13 protein-coding genes are annotated in these 14,941 nt (G+C 36.7%); 7 read left to right on the top strand and 6 right to left on the bottom strand.

From position 1 onward, the window contains the following. Positions 1-137 precede the first annotated feature (137 nt). Complete coding sequence (gene ald, locus BKH41_RS01715) at positions 138-1,256, bottom strand: alanine dehydrogenase (protein WP_095296710.1); 1,119 nt, start codon at positions 1,254-1,256, stop codon at positions 138-140. Between the two features lie 314 nt (positions 1,257-1,570). Between ald and BKH41_RS01710 the strand changes: the two genes are divergently transcribed. After that, complete coding sequence (locus BKH41_RS01710; RefSeq protein WP_275542221.1) at positions 1,571-2,128, top strand: phosphatase PAP2 family protein; 558 nt, start codon at positions 1,571-1,573, stop codon at positions 2,126-2,128. A gap of 45 nt (positions 2,129-2,173) precedes the next feature. Here the strand turns inward: BKH41_RS01710 and lpxD are convergent, their stop codons facing one another. Together lpxD and BKH41_RS01700 are read right to left on the bottom strand one after the other, a co-directional pair. After that, positions 2,174-3,172 carry a UDP-3-O-(3-hydroxymyristoyl)glucosamine N-acyltransferase gene (gene lpxD, locus BKH41_RS01705; protein ID WP_095296708.1) on the bottom strand — a complete coding sequence of 333 codons (999 nt, stop codon included), beginning with the start codon at positions 3,170-3,172 and terminating at the stop codon, positions 2,174-2,176. Positions 3,173-3,221: 49 nt separating this feature from the next. After that, complete coding sequence (locus tag BKH41_RS01700) at positions 3,222-3,923, bottom strand: triose-phosphate isomerase (RefSeq protein ID WP_095296707.1); 702 nt, start codon at positions 3,921-3,923, stop codon at positions 3,222-3,224. Positions 3,924-4,427: 504 nt separating this feature from the next. Here BKH41_RS01700 and BKH41_RS01695 point away from each other — a divergent pair. The 4 genes from BKH41_RS01695 (at position 4,428) to BKH41_RS01680 (ending at position 9,553) form a co-directional block, all read left to right on the top strand. Beyond that, positions 4,428-5,189, top strand: a complete 762-nt coding sequence (locus BKH41_RS01695; protein WP_095296706.1) for a fumarate reductase cytochrome b subunit — start codon at positions 4,428-4,430, stop codon at positions 5,187-5,189. Continuing rightward, complete coding sequence (locus BKH41_RS01690) at positions 5,190-7,175, top strand: fumarate reductase flavoprotein subunit (protein ID WP_095296705.1); 1,986 nt, start codon at positions 5,190-5,192, stop codon at positions 7,173-7,175. It begins immediately after the preceding gene. After that, positions 7,172-7,918, top strand: coding sequence for a fumarate reductase iron-sulfur subunit (locus BKH41_RS01685; protein ID WP_095296704.1), 747 nt, complete (start codon positions 7,172-7,174; stop codon positions 7,916-7,918). Before BKH41_RS01690 ends, BKH41_RS01685 begins: the two co-directional genes overlap by 4 nt. Before the next feature lie 87 nt (positions 7,919-8,005). Then, positions 8,006-9,553 (top strand): phospholipase D family protein, encoded by a 1,548-nt coding sequence (locus tag BKH41_RS01680; protein WP_095296703.1) that lies wholly within the window; start codon positions 8,006-8,008, stop codon positions 9,551-9,553. Between the two features lie 52 nt (positions 9,554-9,605). Here BKH41_RS01680 and gap read toward each other — a convergent pair whose 3' ends face one another. Next, positions 9,606-10,604 (bottom strand): type I glyceraldehyde-3-phosphate dehydrogenase, encoded by a 999-nt coding sequence (gene gap / locus BKH41_RS01675; protein ID WP_095296702.1) that lies wholly within the window; start codon positions 10,602-10,604, stop codon positions 9,606-9,608. 143 nt (positions 10,605-10,747) lie between these two features. Here gap and BKH41_RS01670 point away from each other — a divergent pair, with 143 nt between their 5' ends. Next, a complete protein-coding gene (locus BKH41_RS01670) occupies positions 10,748-11,443 on the top strand; it encodes a Bax inhibitor-1/YccA family protein (RefSeq protein ID WP_095296701.1) in 696 nt (231 codons plus the stop codon). Then, positions 11,427-11,867: a thiamine-phosphate pyrophosphorylase gene (locus BKH41_RS01665; RefSeq protein ID WP_095296700.1), complete on the top strand. Its 441-nt coding sequence runs from the start codon at positions 11,427-11,429 to the stop codon at positions 11,865-11,867. Before BKH41_RS01670 ends, BKH41_RS01665 begins: the two co-directional genes overlap by 17 nt. Before the next feature lie 3 nt (positions 11,868-11,870). Here the strand turns inward: BKH41_RS01665 and BKH41_RS01660 are convergent, their stop codons facing one another. Beyond that, positions 11,871-12,095 carry a YdcH family protein gene (locus BKH41_RS01660; RefSeq protein ID WP_095296699.1) on the bottom strand — a complete coding sequence of 75 codons (225 nt, stop codon included), beginning with the start codon at positions 12,093-12,095 and terminating at the stop codon, positions 11,871-11,873. A 123-nt stretch (positions 12,096-12,218) separates the two neighbouring features. After that, positions 12,219-14,924: a phosphoenolpyruvate carboxylase gene (locus BKH41_RS01655; protein WP_095296698.1), complete on the bottom strand. Its 2,706-nt coding sequence runs from the start codon at positions 14,922-14,924 to the stop codon at positions 12,219-12,221. Positions 14,925-14,941 lie beyond the last annotated feature (17 nt).

Here is a 14,941-nt window from a genome sequence, read left to right as displayed (position 1 = left end):
ATTTAAATATTTTTTATAAAGCTTAATTTTTTAATATATTTTTATTTTTTATGAAAACTTGATTCAAACCCTTGCTTTTTTACAAGGATTTAAATCAAGAAGTAAAGGAATGGGTATGCATTTGGGATTTAAGAGGATTATTGGTAAGCTTGAAGTGTTGCTATGGGATCAAAATAATCCGCACCAAATGCTTGGGCGATTCCTTTATAAGTGATTTTGCCATCAATGGTATTGAGTCCTTCAGTCAATTCAGGAATTTGCAAGCAAGCTTCTTTAGCGCCCAAAGTAGCAATTTTTAGTCCATAAGGCACTGTAGTGTTGGTAAGGGCTATAGTCGATGTTTTTGCTACGGCTCCGGGCATATTGGCTACAGAGTAATGCACAATTCCATCAATGATATAAATTGGATCGGTATGTGTAGTGGGGTGTGAAGTCTCTATACAACCGCCTTGATCGATAGCTACATCCACAATGACTGCCCCTTTTTTCATCAATTTTAAGTGTTCTTTTCGGATAAGTTTGGGTGCTTTGCTTCCTGGAATCAAGACTGAACCGATCAAAATATCGCAGTCCCGAATCCATTCTTTGATATTGCCGCTATCGCTATAAAGTGTCGTGATTTTGGAGTGAAAGACCTGATCAATGTATTCAAGACGGGCAAGGTCAATATCTGCTATGATGACTTCTGCTCCTAGTCCTAATGCCATTTGGGCTGCATTAAAGCCGACATTCCCACCACCTAAAATCAAAACCTTTCCTTTACGGGTTCCAGGTGCCCCACCGATAAATGTGCCATTGCCTCCATAGGTTTTTTCTAGGTATTTTGCCCCTTCAATGATTGAGAGCCTGCCTGCAATCGAACTCATAGGGGCTAAACAAGGCAAAAGTTTCCCTTTTCTAATGGTTTCATAAGCAATGGAAAAAATCTTTTTTTTCAAAAGCATTTCGGTAAGTTCTTTGTCATTTGCTAAATGCAAATAAGTATATAAAACCTGTTTTTCTTTAAAGAGATCGTATTCTTCTTTAACAGGCTCTTTGACTTTGATGATCATCTCGCTTTTTTCAAAAAGCTCTTCTTTATCTGCAATGATTGCTCCGGCATTTTTATAATCCTCATCATAAAAATTGATGGCTTCGCCCGCACCTTTTTCTATATAGACCTTACACCCAGCTTCACTGAAGGTATGGACATTTGATGGAGTTAATCCGACTCGAAACTCGTGATCTTTGATTTCCTTTGGACAACCGATAATCATTTTATCTCCTTTAGAGGGATTTGGATTTTCATATTTCTAATAATCAATATAAACACCATTAACCTTAAGGCATAAAATCAAATATTTGATAAATGTGTAAGGAATAGTTAAAAAAATAATCTTGCACTGATTTTAATGGTTTTTTCATAGAATATACAGTAAAAGTTGCACACAATACAAGCTTGATTTTTTGCGCGCAATTTTCTTAAGTTTTCATCCTTTTCTAAAGAGAGAGGATGAGTTAATATGTTTTTATGCGCGATGGGGTTTTGAAATAATAAAGGAGTTTGATGAGAAAAATGATTTTGATTGGAATGATTGTTTGGAGTGCTTGGAGCACGAGTGCAATCGCAAAAAGTGATTTTGAAAAATTCGGAGATGTTTTTAGGTTGCTTCCAGTCTTTGTGGGAGTGGTTTCTTTGGGAATGGAAGATTATCGCGGTTTTGGTGAGTTGGCTTTGGGAAGTTTGGTTACTCAAGGGGTTATAGAAGGAGTTAAATGGGGATTTTATGCCGCCCATAAGAATGGGCATAATATTGCTTTTGCTAAACGCCCTTGTTGTGAGGACTATAAAGGAATGCCAAGCGGTCACGCCGGTGGGGCTTTTAGTGCGGCAGGATTTGTGTTTTATCGTTATGGTTGGAAACCTGCTATTCCTGTTGTCGTATTGGCTTTGCTAACAGATGCCTCTAGGGTTTATGCCAAAAAACACTCTGTTTGGCAGGTTCTTGTAGGAAGTGCGATTGGTTGGGGATTTGCTTGGCTTTTTACAAGTAAATACAAACCTGATAAACTGATGATCACACCCGATATGGATTTTGACACAAAAGGAAATGCGACCTATAGCGTTCATATAGCGTATCGTTTTTGATATGCTGGGGTATATCAGATGAATTTCTGATTAAAAGAATCGAATTTATGGATTTTTCTTTTTAACCATTCTTCTGAGGGTGACAAAAAACTTCATCCATTCATCTAATTCCATCAAAGGATGCCCGCCCCATTTTGTATGGGGTGGAAGATTTTTTCCGACAGCTCCTCGTCCTGCTATTTGGGTAAAATCCCCTATATGGATGTGCCCTCCTGTTCCTGCCTGACCGCCCATTACTACATTGCGTCCGGTTGTGGTTGAGCCTGCTAATCCGACTTGAGAAACTAATAAAGAATGTTCTCCAACAACGCAATTATGAGCAATTTGGACAAGATTGTCGATTTTTGTCCCTTTTTTGATTCTAGTTTCACCAAATACAGCCCGATCAATCGTATTGTTTGCACCGATTTCAACATCATCTTCAATAACCACTGATCCATTATGTTCTATCTTGATGTGTTCGCCTGTCTGTGTATGAGCGTATCCAAAGCCATCGCTACCGATTATTGTGCCTGCGTGGATAGATACGTTGTTTCCGATTTGCGTATTTTTATAAATAACGACGTTTGGGAATATTTTACAATTATCCCCGATAAGAGTATCGTCTCCTATGACCACTCCGGGCATTAAGAGACAATTGTTGCCAATTTTTACTCGATTGCCCAAGAATACGTTGGGCATAATCACGGTATCTTTGCCCACATCCAACTCTTGATCGGTTTGCAGATGTGTTTTTATCTCATTTTGAGATGATGCAAGTGAAAACTGGGGCTGGATAAAAAATTTGGAAAGTTTTGCAAAAATTAAATGTGGGTTTGAAACAATGATAGGTTCAATATGTTCAGGCACTGCTTGTGCATCTTTTTCTCTAATAAGCACTGCACCTGCATTAGAAAAAATAAGGTCTTTTAAATATTTGCTTTGATCTATGTAGCTGACATCATTTTGACCTGCTTTTTCAAGCGGAGCCAAACTAGAAACTTCAAAGTCTTTTTTTAAAAGAATATCCAAACCTATGGATTGAAGCATTTCAGAAAGTTTCATTTTCACTCCTTTTTATTGTTGCTTTTATCAAGTCTTTTGCCTTTGAATATCATTTATTTCCTTGACTGATTTGATAAAAGCTTTCTACATCAAGTGAAGCATTTCCTACAAGAACCCCATCAACCTCAGGAAGACTCAGAATTTCGCTCGAATTTTTCGGATTGACACTTCCGCCATAAAGTAACGGGGATTTTGAAAAATTTTTAATGATTGAATGGGTTTTTTTGATTTGTTCAATTGTCGCACTTATGCCTGTTCCTATTGCCCATATGGGTTCATAGGCGAGAATAAGTTTTTTATAGCCTAAATCAATGCCTTCAAATTGGGTTTTGATAAAATTTTCTACTTCACGTAACCCTTTTTCTCTGATGGAAATATTTTCACCGATGCAGTAAATGATTTCAAAGTCTTTTTCGGCGAAAAATGTAAATTTTTTAGCACAAAATTCTTGCGTTTCATTCAAGATATTTCTTCTTTCGCTATGCCCGATAAGGATTGTTTTGATATCAAATTCTTCTAAGGCTTCAAGACCTATTTCCCCAGTAAAAGCACCTTTATAAGTAGGATATGCGTTTTGTGCGCCTATTTTTAAAGATGTGAAATGATTGGGGCATAAACTTGCTAGAGAAGGAAAGATATAAATTTGGTTTGTGTTTGAATTTTTTAATTCAGAATCAAGTTTTTGAAGGTATTTTTTTGTGGTTTCTCTAGTGTGATTTGCTTTAAAATTTGCTGCGATAATTTTTTGCATTAATATTTTTGTCTCCAGATACTTTTGAATTTTTAGATTTTAAAGATAAAGATATTGTAGCAATTATTTGATAAGATTTACAAAAAGTATCATCAATTTACCTATTAGAGATTTTTTCTTAATAAATTAGAAATTTTAAGAGATTTTTTAACTGTATTTGTCTTATAATTATGATTAGCTGCTTAAAAGGTTTAGGAGATTGAATGCGAGCAAACGTTTCCTCAATGTCGTCTTGTCTGAAGCCTCTAATTGTCGGTATTATTCATTTTAGCATTTCAAGACGTTTGCTTCCCAAAATATCTTATGAACTCTTATTACAGCGCCGCTACCTCTATAAAACATCTTGCAAAGTTTTCTTTTGTATAAGCAATTCAAAACTTTGGTCTTGTAATTGGCTGATAAAAAGGAAAATGCAAATGTGGCAACAAAAGGGATTTTTTAATTTTTTGGAAGGACTGCTTATTTTTGAAGGCTTAAATTTACAAATACAATCAGGAGAAATAAATGCAACAAGATAAAATCATCGAAAGTTATTTGGGCATAACCCCCGAACGCAGAAAGAGTAAAGTGCCTGCCAAGCTTGATTTTTGGCAAAGTGCTACGGGATTATTTTTGGCTATTTTTATGATAGCTCATATGTTTTTGGTATCAAGCATACTTATCAGTGATGAGGCAATGTATAAGGTTGCTAAGTTTTTTGAAGGGAGCTTTCTGTTTAAGGCTGGCGAACCTGCTATTGTGAGTGGGGTGGCAGTGGTTGTTATTATCGTGTTGGTAGCACACGCATTTTTGGCAATGAGAAAATTCCCGATCAACTATAGGCAGTTTATCGTGTTAAAAACCCATAAGCATTTGATGAAGCACAGCGATACAAACTTGTGGTTTGTGCAGGCAGCTACAGGATTTGCTATGTTTTTCTTAGCAAGCGTGCATTTATTTGTAATGCTGACCCAACCCGATACAATTGGACCAAACGGCTCGGCATATCGATTTGTAAGCGAACATTTTTGGATTCTATATATCTTTTTGCTTTTTGCTGTAGAACTTCACGGATCTATAGGGCTTTATAGATTGTGTATCAAATGGGGTTGGTTTGAAAAACTAGGGATTAGCAATCTCAGACGAATTAAATGGTTTATGAGCGTATTTTTTATTGTTTTGGGTCTTTTGACTTATGGCGCTTATGTTAAAAAGGGTCTCACCCAAACGGATTCAAGTATTAATTATAAACATATTGATACACAACTATATGGCAAGGGAGAATAAATGAAAGTAACATATTGCGATTCGTTGATTATTGGTGGAGGATTGGCAGGACTTAGAGCTGCAGTTGCTGCAAAACAAAGAGGTTTAAGCGTGATCGTTTTGAGTTTGGTTCCAGTTAGAAGAAGCCACTCTGCAGCTGCTCAAGGAGGAATGCAGGCAAGCTTGGGAAATGGAAAGATGAGTGAGGGCGATAATGAGGATCTCCATTTTATGGATACTGTCAAGGGAAGCGATTGGGGTTGTGATCAAAATGTTGCAAGGATGTTTGTAACAACTGCGCCCAAAGCCATTAGAGAATTGGCAGGATTTGGGGTGCCTTGGACAAGGATTAAAGAAGGAGATCGCCCCGCAGTTATCAATGGCGAACACGTCACCATTACAGAAGATGCCGAAAGACACGGCTATATCCAATCGAGAGATTTTGGAGGAACAAAAAAATGGCGAACTTGCTTTACAGCCGATGCTACAGGGCATTCGATGCTGTATTCAGTTGCTAATGAGGCTTATAAAAATGGGGTGGATATTCGCGATCGAAAAGAAGCTGTTGCTATTATCTATGAGGATGGCAGGTGCTATGGAGCTGTGGTCAGGGATTTGATTACAGGTGAGATTTCAGCTTATATTTCAAAAGGAACTCTTTTGGCAACCGGTGGTTATGGACGTGTTTATGCACATACTACAAATGCCGTGATTTGCGATGGTGTTGGGGCAGCTATTGCGATGGAAACAGGGATTGCTAAGCTTGGAAATATGGAGGCAGTACAATTTCACCCAACTTGTTTGGTTCCTAGCGGCATATTGATGACAGAAGGTTGTAGAGGCGATGGCGGGGTTCTTAGGGATAAGGATGGGTACCGATTTATGCCCGATTATGAACCAGAGAAAAAAGAGCTTGCAAGCCGTGATGTTGTCTCTAGAAGAATTTTGGAACATATCAAGAGTGGAAAAGGGGTTAAATCGCCTTATGGAGAGCACGTTTGGTTGGATATTTCGATTCTTGGGAGAGCGCATATTGAGCGAAACCTCAGAGATGTCCAAGATATTGCAAAAACTTTTGCCGGTATTGATCCAGCAGATGAGGGTAGTAAGGGTTGGGTTCCTATCAAGCCTATGCAGCATTATTCGATGGGTGGTGTGAGGACAAACTATAAGGGCGAAACTCATTTAAAAGGTCTTTTTTGTGCAGGAGAGGCTTCTTGTTGGGATTTGCACGGGTTTAACAGATTGGGAGGAAATTCTGTAAGTGAGGCTGTGGTTGCTGGGATGATTATCGGAGATTATTTTGCTCAACATTGTGCGGATGCAAATGTAGATATTCAAACCAAAACCATTCAATCTTTCATTGAAAAAGAAGAAAAATACTTAGCTTCTTTGTTAAATAACAGCGGCAGTGAAGACGTTTATGAAATCAAAAACAGAATGAAGATTATTATGGATGAAAAGGTTGGAGTATTTCGCAACGGGGATTTGTTGGAAGAAGCTGTAAAAGAGCTTGAAGAGCTTTACAAACGTTCTAAAAATATTAATGTCAAAAATAAAAAAATGCATAACAATCCTGAACTTGAAGATGCCTACAGAGTTCCAAGAATGTTAAAGATTGCTCTTTGTGTCGCTAAAGGAGCACTTGATCGAACAGAGTCTAGAGGGGCGCATACAAGAATTGATTATCCAAAGCGTGATGATGCCAATTGGCTTAAAAGAACTTTAGCTTCTTGGTCAAATCCAGATCAAACATTGCCGACTTTGGAATATGAAGATTTAGATATTATGCAAATGGAAATAACACCTGATTTTAGGGGCTATGGTGCTAAAGGCAACTTTATTCCCCATCCCTTAAAAGAGCAAAGAGATGAGCAAATTCGTAAAATTACCGAAGAGATTCAGGCTAGAGGTGGGGACAGATATGAACTTCAAGAAGCTTTAATGCCATTTGATTTGGTACCCAAATATAAGGCCAAAAACCAACGATTAGGAGATAAAAAATGAGCGCTCAAGATAAACAAGGAAGAACCATCACTATTAGGGTTTTGAAATTTGATCCGCAAAGTGCGGTTTCTAAACCTCATTTTAGAGAATATAAGTTGGAAGAAACGCATTCGATGACGATTTTTATTGCGTTGAATATGATCAGAGAAAATCAAGATCCGGATTTGAGTTTTGATTTTGTGTGTCGAGCTGGAATCTGTGGAAGTTGTGCAATGATGATCAATGGTCGTCCGAGATTGGCTTGCAAAACGCTTACAAAAAGCTTCCCTGAGGGAATTATCACTTTAATGCCTTTGCCTGCTTTTAAATTGATCAAAGATTTAAGTGTCAATACTGGAGAATGGTTTGCGGGTATGACAAAAAGGGTTGAGAGCTGGATTCATACCAATGAAACCATTGATATTTCCAAGCCCGAAGAAAAGATTGATCCTGATGTTGCACAAGAGGTTTTTGAGCTTGAAAGATGTATTGAGTGTGGGTGTTGTATCGCAAGTTGTGCGACAAAGCTTATGAGAGAAGATTTTATCGGTGCAGCAGGAATGAATCGTGCGGTTAGGTTTATGATTGACCCTCACGATAAAAGAAGCGATGATGATTTTTATGAACTTATCGGAAATGATGATGGGGTTTTTGGATGTATGAGTTTGATTGCTTGTCACGACACTTGCCCAAAAGAATTGCCTTTGCAGACTAAGATTGCTTATTTAAGGCGAAAAATGCTTTCAGTGGGATGCAAAAAATAATTGTCCATTGTGTTTTATGCAGCACTCCTGTCTTGGAGTTAATTGAAAAAATGTAAAATTAAAATATTGAATTTTTACAGGTAGGGAATGCTGACAGAGACCAATGTAGCCATAATGTTTTTTGGAATACTTTTTGTGTTGAGCGGGTGTTCATCCATTATTGCTTCTACAAAAGATATCTCTAAAGAAAAGCTTCCTGAGGGAGTGTTTATTCAAAGATTTGATCCTTTGGAAACAGAGATCGGGAAAGTTTATGCCGATGAGTTAAAGCATTCTCCCGATAAAAGTGGGGCAATGATCATCACAGATGGTTCTTATGCACTTTTACATCGTGCCAGTTTGGCAAAAATGGCTCAAAAAAGCATTGATATTCAAACCTATATTTATAAAAATGATGTTGCTTCACGCGTTTTGATGCACGAGTTGTGGGAGGCTGCAAATCGGGGTGTGAAAATTAGAATTTTAGTCGATGATAACGGACTTGATTCTGATTTTTCTGATGTGATTGCTTTAGATAATCATCCCAATATTAGTGTCAAAATTTTCAATCCTTATAAAAACAGAATCAGATTTTTCAGATATCCCGAAATGGTTTATGATTTTAGAAGAATCAATAAACGTATGCACAATAAGCTTTTTATTGCCGATGGTATTGCGCTTATTATCGGGGGTAGAAATATTGCTGATAATTATTTTGATAATAATCTTAACGTCAATTTTTCTGATACGGATGTTTTTTTCTTAGGAAAGGTTGCTCAAGAAGCAAGGGAGAGTTTTGAGAAGTATTGGAATTTTCATCGTTCGATTCCAGCTTCATTGCTGCCCTCAAAGTCCAAGATGAAAAAATACCTCAAAAATTATTCCAAATATATCACTAAAATTGAGGGCTCTCCAAAAGATTGGGAGATTTATCATCACGCAATCCAAAGCTTTATATCTCGATATAAAAATTGTGAAAATATTGTTTATTGGGGGTATGCGAATTTGATTGCTGATCCGCCTGAGAAAATAGAAGAAGACATAGAACATCCTCTGACGCAAGCTTTAAAAAAGATTTGGGAGAAAACCTTAGATTCCATTTATATTTCTTCAGCATATTTTGTTCCAGGAAAAAAAGGAATGAAATATCTTCAAGCAGCTCTTGATAGAGGAATTGACATTAATATTTTGACAAATTCTCTATCTTCGACAGATGCTTTGGTGGTTTATGGTGCGTGGGAAAGATATCGTGATGACTTGGTCAAGCTTGGAGCAAATGTCTATGAATACAAACGCAATGAGGGAAAAGTAAAGATTAAGGGGAAGTTAAGTTCAGGAGCATCTTTACATAGCAAAACAATTGTTTTTGATGATAAGATCACTTGGGTGGGTAGCTTCAATCTTGATCCGCGTTCTGAATCTATCAACACAGAAGTTGTGGCAGTATTTGATAATGAAGAGTTTGCAAAGGAAACAAAAAAAATAATGCAAATAGATATGCAAAAAGCTTGGCATCTTATTTTAAAAAATAATAAGGTTATTTGGGAGGGGATTGAAGATGGCAGAGTGCTTTATGAAAAACATTCTCCAGATACGACATTGTTTGTCAGGATGATTAATTTTCTTTCCAAAATTTTTCCTGAAAGTCAGATATAAGAGATATAGACAGAGTTTTATATTTTATAAAAGATAAACTTTGGATTTTGACCTAACGGGATATAAATATCGCCAAATCAATAATCCTGTTTGAGTATCCCCATTCATTATCATACCAAGCCATTATTTTTGTCATTTTGCCAACGCTGAAAGTCAAGTCTTTAGCGACAATACTGCTTCTAGGATCATTTAAAAAATCAGTGCTTACGCCATATTTTTCATCAATCCCCAAAATCCCCTTTAGCCGATTTTTAGAGGCTTCATAAAGAGCGTCATTGATTTTTTGGGCGGAAACATTTTGGTTGAGTTGTAAATTTAAATCAACCATTGAAACATCTATAATAGGAACTCTGACGCTATGCCCGTGTAGTCTTCCCTTGAGATCAGGAAGAACCTTATAAATTGATTTGGCAGCCCCTGTTGTTGTGGGGATTATATTGAGTGCAGCAGCTCGCGATCGTCTTTTATCATTTTTATGCGCAGAGTCAAGTAAATTTTGATCGTTGGTATAGCTGTGGATAGTGGTTAAAATACCTGCTTCTATGCCAAATTCTTGATTGATAATTTGGCAGATGGGTGCTAAACAATTGGTAGTGCAAGAAGCGTTGGAAACAATTTTTTGATTGTTATAAAGGTGCTCATTGACTCCCATAACAAAAGTGGGGGTTTCCTCATCATTAGTCGGTGCAGAAAATATGACTTTTTTGATACCTTTTTGAATATGATGGCTCACTTCTTTTTGAGTAAGAAATTTTCCTGAAGATTCGATGACCACATCAGCCCCACAGATTGAAAAGTCAAGATCGGAAGGGTTTGTTTGAGAAAACGTTTTGATTGGTTTAGAGTCTATAAATAGCTGTTTTTCTTGATAGCTCACAGGTTTTGGGAAATGCCCGTGAGTGCTGTCGTGCTCAAGAAGATAAGCAAGTATTTCCCAATCGCTGCTATCATTGACCCCCACAAGTTCGACATCATCTCTGCTAGCAATAACCCTTGCGATACTTCGACCAAGTCTTCCAAAGCCGTTGATGGCAATTTTTAATTTTGACATACCCATATCCTTTGAGGCATATAAAAAACGATAACGTTATTTTATCTCAAGGTTGGATAAAAAGCTATTTACTTAAATTTACAATTTCTTGACATAAACAATGTATCATTCTAGCCTGAAATCTTTAAATTTAAGGGGTTAAGATGGGATTATATGATAGAAATTATATGAACGAAAAAGCCCAGAGTTATCATAATGCTCTTAGCGAAACTGCATTGGTGAGCTTTGTAAAAACAACTTACAAGTTTTTTGCCGGTAGCTTATTATTGGCTACAATAGGAGCTTTGATAGGCTTTCATTATTTTGAAATAGTTTTACAATATCGTTGGGTATTTTTTATTGCTGAGATTGCTGCATTTTTTGGATTGATGTTTTCAAAAAGCAAGCCTGGATTGAATATTGCAATGTTGTTTATTTTTGCTTCTTTATCAGGGGTTACACTTGTTCCTTTATTAGGATTTGTGATAGCAAAAGCTGGTGCCGGAGCTATTTGGCAGGCATTGGGAATGACGACGATTATTTTTGGCATTATGAGTATTTTTGCTCTTAAGACAAAATCTGATTTAGCAAATATGGGAAAAATGCTTTTTATTGCATTGATCGTTGTTTTAGTTTGTTCTTTGGTAAATATCTTTTTGGGATCTCCTGTTTTTCAGGCTGTGATTGCAGGTGTGAGTGCAATATTATTTAGCGTCTTTGTGGCTTATGACACTCAAAATATGGTTCGCGGTTTGTATGAAAGCCCCGTTGATGCAGCTGTCAGCTTGTATTTAGACTTCTTGAATATATTTATTTCTATCTTGCAGCTTATTGGTCTTTTTGGTGGAAAAGACGAATAAATATTTTAGTGCCCAAAGGATTTTGGATGCTAACTTGAATCGCCTCAAAGAAGGTATTAGAGTTGTTGAAGATGCCGCTCGGTATCTTCAAAATGATAAAGATATTGCTTCTAGACTTAAAAATTTAAGACATCAAGCTATTTTAAACGCTTCAATCTCTCTTTTAGATAGTAGAAATACATTTTCTGATGTTTTGAAAAAAACTACTTTATCAGAAACTTGTCGCGATGGAATTTATCAAATTATAACAGCCAATTTTAAGCGCTCGCAGGAAAGCTCAAGAGTTTTAGAGGAGTATCTTAAATATGAAGAACTGAAAGTTTTTGGAGATAGCGAAAATTTTAAAAATATTCGCTATGAGCTTTATGCGATTGAAAAAGAATTTGTATTGAAATATTTTAAGAGTTTTGAAAATAACCCTTAAGAATCATTGATTGTTTTTACGATATTCCATAATCATTGCATAGACCTCATCTTTAAGCTTAAGCTTAAGCTTTTTCATCTGATCGATTTCTAAATCTGTGGCTGCAGCAATACCTTTTTCAGCGTTGATTATTTTTTGATCCAATTCGTTGTGCTCTTCAAAGATTTTTTCAAAATGCGCATTTTTGATTTTTAGTTGTGAAATTTCCTCTCTATATTCGTGAAACATTTAAAACTCCTTATGATTTTGTATTTAATTTTAAACCATTTTTCCCAATAAACCACTTAAAGAGCCTGATTTCAAGAATTATTAAATCCACACGCCCAATACGTTGGAGCAATGCAAAGGAGTCTATCCCGTGTTCCTCATTCCTTGAGCAATGCCGACAATTGTGCTGTGGATTTGTTCCATCAGTCTGTTTTTTTGGTCTTGATAGTTTGAGAGATTATATTTTTTGATAAGCTCTATTTGCAAAAGATTAAGTGCAGTGACATAAGGTTTTCTAAGCAAGATGGAGTCTCTAAGTTTGGAATCGTTTTCAAGCAATTCTTTTTCTTGACGCACATAGAGTATCAGACGCATTGTTTTATCATATTCGGTTTTAATCATTTCCCAGATATGTTCGCGAGAATCTTGATTGGTTACAAATTTATTATAGCGTTGTGCAATCGTGATATCAACCTTTAGGAGAGCTTGTGAAATATTATCTAGAGTGGTTTTGAAAAATTCAGATTCTTGATAACATAATTGAAGCTCCTCTTTATTAGCAATCGATTCCAATCCGCTTCCCACACCATACCACGCAGGAATAATGCTACGATTTTGTGTCCAAGCAAAAACCCACGGAATGGCTCTTAAATCTTCAACTTTTGAAGTATCTTTGCGTTTGCTTGGGCGTGAGCCAAGATTGAGTTGTCGGATGAAGTTGATGGGGGTAGCAAGTTTAAAATAATCCATAAAGCCTGCGGTTTGATACACCAGTTTTCGGTAGGCCTTGTAGGAAGCTTGAGAAATTTCACGCATTATTTGCCATTGAAGTGTGTCGATATGGCAGATATTTTTGCTTGTTTTGATATTTGGCAGTTCTCCAGAGCAAAAGCTGTCATAAGTGGATTTTTTCAACAAAGCACCCATCGTGCTTGAAAGATTGAATTCTGCGCTTTTGGGATTGAGATATTTGGAACTGATAACTTCTCCTTGTTCAGTTGTCTTGAGCATTCCAAGTACGCTTTTGGGCGGGGAGGCGAGCAAGGCAGACTCCAAAGTCCCTCCACCACGACTCACGCTTCCCCCTCTGCCGTGAAAAAGAACAAACCCGATTTCCAATTCTTCTCCCAATTTCATCAACTCAAAGATTGCCTGATAAAGGCTGTAATTACTTGTAAAAATACCTCCGTCTTTACTTGAATCAGAATAACCGATCATAATTTCTTGGGTCATTTTCAGATCATAGAGATAATGGGCATAATGTTTGTTCTGACTTAAAATATTGATGATATCTTTTGCCCTCTGCAAGTCATCGATAGTTTCAAACAATGGCGTGATTCGTATTTTAGCGCGGATTTTTTTGTCTGGAGTTGTCTTGTCTTTGCTAGGCTTCCATAGATTGCTTTGTTTAGCAAACCAAAGCACGCAAAGCATATCGCTTGCCTCTGTGGTCATAGAGATGATAAAAGATTGGATAATCTCTTCAGATATATATTTTTTTGCCCAATCGATTCTCAAAAACGCTTCTAAAATATTTTGAGTATCTTTACTGACTTTATCAATAATGGTTTCAAGATTAATTTTTGGCTTCTCAAGAGCTGTGTTTAAAATCTCAATTTTTTTCTCTTCTCTAAAGGTTCCAAAATCGCTATCAGAGATTCCTAACAGACAAAAAACTTCGCTGATGGCATTAAGAAACATATCTCTATGCTCTCTAAAATCCAATCGCATTAAGTGAAACCCGCCAAGCAAAACAAGGTTTCTAAATTCTTTGAGGTATTTAGAACCCAAAGAGTCTAAATTGCGTATAAGCAAGTCGATATCAGAAAGCAATTCTTTGGGATGGCGATAGATAAAATCAATATTCGTTGGAGAATTGATGGCAATCAGACGATTTTTGAGCTTTTTTCCCATCAAGTGGAGTTTTGCCCTAAATGGCTCTCTCCCATAAAGTTTAAGACTAGTTTCTTCAAGCTCATTTTTTTCTTCTTCAAGCGAACGTTCCAACTCTTGATTGATAGGGAGAAAATCCGTAGATATGGAAAGCTCTCTTTCAAGCCTTTTTATTTTTTGCAAATAGATTTTGATGATAAGTTCGTGTTGCGTGCGCATTACCCGCGTCATCAGTTCATTGGTAACAAAAGGGTTTCCATCTCTATCCCCGCCTATCCAACTGCCAAGTTGAATAGGAGAGATTTCTAAAGGTTTTTGGAGAAGGTTTTGAATGAAGTCCAATACTTTTTGACTACTTGTTAAAATGGAGCTCTCAACAATGTATAAAAGATTATCAAGCTCAAAGAGAACCTCAAGTTTTTCGCTTCTGACAAGATGGCTTTGCCACAAAAGCCTAAGGCGGTATTTGAGATGTTCTTTTGCTTCTTCATCTTTGAGCTCAAAAATTTTGCAAAGATCATCGCTAATTTCGTGATGGGCTTCCAAAAATGTACGTCTTCTAGATTCTGTGGGGTGGGCAGTAAAAACGGGATAAAATTGCATTGTTCCTAAAATTTTATTGATGTCTTGTTTGCTAAATCCTTCTGCAATCAACTCATCATAAGCTTTTTTAATCGCAAGAAGTGGGGCTTGTTTATCGAGATGATGGCGTTCTTCGACGATGTTGAGTAAAATATTATAAAGCGAAAAAGCTTTTATGACTTCAAGAGTTTTATCTGAAATGGTGATTTCTTGTAGGATTGATTTGATTTTATCTTGAGATTTTTCTTCAAAAAGAAGCTCTTGACGCAGGCTTAAGAAAAGTTCCATCACTTCAGGATTGAGTTCTTTAAGTATGCCGACCATAACGTTATAAATGAAATCTAATTCCTGCCCGAACTGATTATTATTTTGCATTTTATGCCTTTGTTTGC

Origin of the sequence: Helicobacter sp. 12S02232-10, from assembly GCF_002272895.1 — a bacterium.
GTDB lineage: Bacteria > Campylobacterota > Campylobacteria > Campylobacterales > Helicobacteraceae > Helicobacter_J.
The sequence above is the reverse complement of the archived record's forward strand: the minus strand, read 5'-3'. Positions and strand labels throughout refer to the sequence as shown.

Excerpts from the sequence above, each read along its gene's own strand:
- ald (WP_095296710.1), bottom strand. The coding sequence starts at position 1,256 with ATGATTATCGGTTGTCCAAAGGAAATCAAAGATCACGAGTTTCGAGTC.
- BKH41_RS01710 (WP_275542221.1), top strand. The coding sequence starts at position 1,571 with ATGATTGTTTGGAGTGCTTGGAGCACGAGTGCAATCGCAAAAAGTGAT.
- lpxD (WP_095296708.1), bottom strand. The coding sequence starts at position 3,172 with ATGAAACTTTCTGAAATGCTTCAATCCATAGGTTTGGATATTCTTTTA.
- BKH41_RS01700 (WP_095296707.1), bottom strand. The coding sequence starts at position 3,923 with ATGCAAAAAATTATCGCAGCAAATTTTAAAGCAAATCACACTAGAGAA.
- BKH41_RS01695 (WP_095296706.1), top strand. The coding sequence starts at position 4,428 with ATGCAACAAGATAAAATCATCGAAAGTTATTTGGGCATAACCCCCGAA.
- BKH41_RS01690 (WP_095296705.1), top strand. The coding sequence starts at position 5,190 with ATGAAAGTAACATATTGCGATTCGTTGATTATTGGTGGAGGATTGGCA.
- BKH41_RS01685 (WP_095296704.1), top strand. The coding sequence starts at position 7,172 with ATGAGCGCTCAAGATAAACAAGGAAGAACCATCACTATTAGGGTTTTG.
- BKH41_RS01680 (WP_095296703.1), top strand. The coding sequence starts at position 8,006 with ATGCTGACAGAGACCAATGTAGCCATAATGTTTTTTGGAATACTTTTT.
- gap (WP_095296702.1), bottom strand. The coding sequence starts at position 10,604 with ATGTCAAAATTAAAAATTGCCATCAACGGCTTTGGAAGACTTGGTCGA.
- BKH41_RS01670 (WP_095296701.1), top strand. The coding sequence starts at position 10,748 with ATGGGATTATATGATAGAAATTATATGAACGAAAAAGCCCAGAGTTAT.
- BKH41_RS01660 (WP_095296699.1), bottom strand. The coding sequence starts at position 12,095 with ATGTTTCACGAATATAGAGAGGAAATTTCACAACTAAAAATCAAAAAT.
- BKH41_RS01655 (WP_095296698.1), bottom strand. The coding sequence starts at position 14,924 with ATGCAAAATAATAATCAGTTCGGGCAGGAATTAGATTTCATTTATAAC.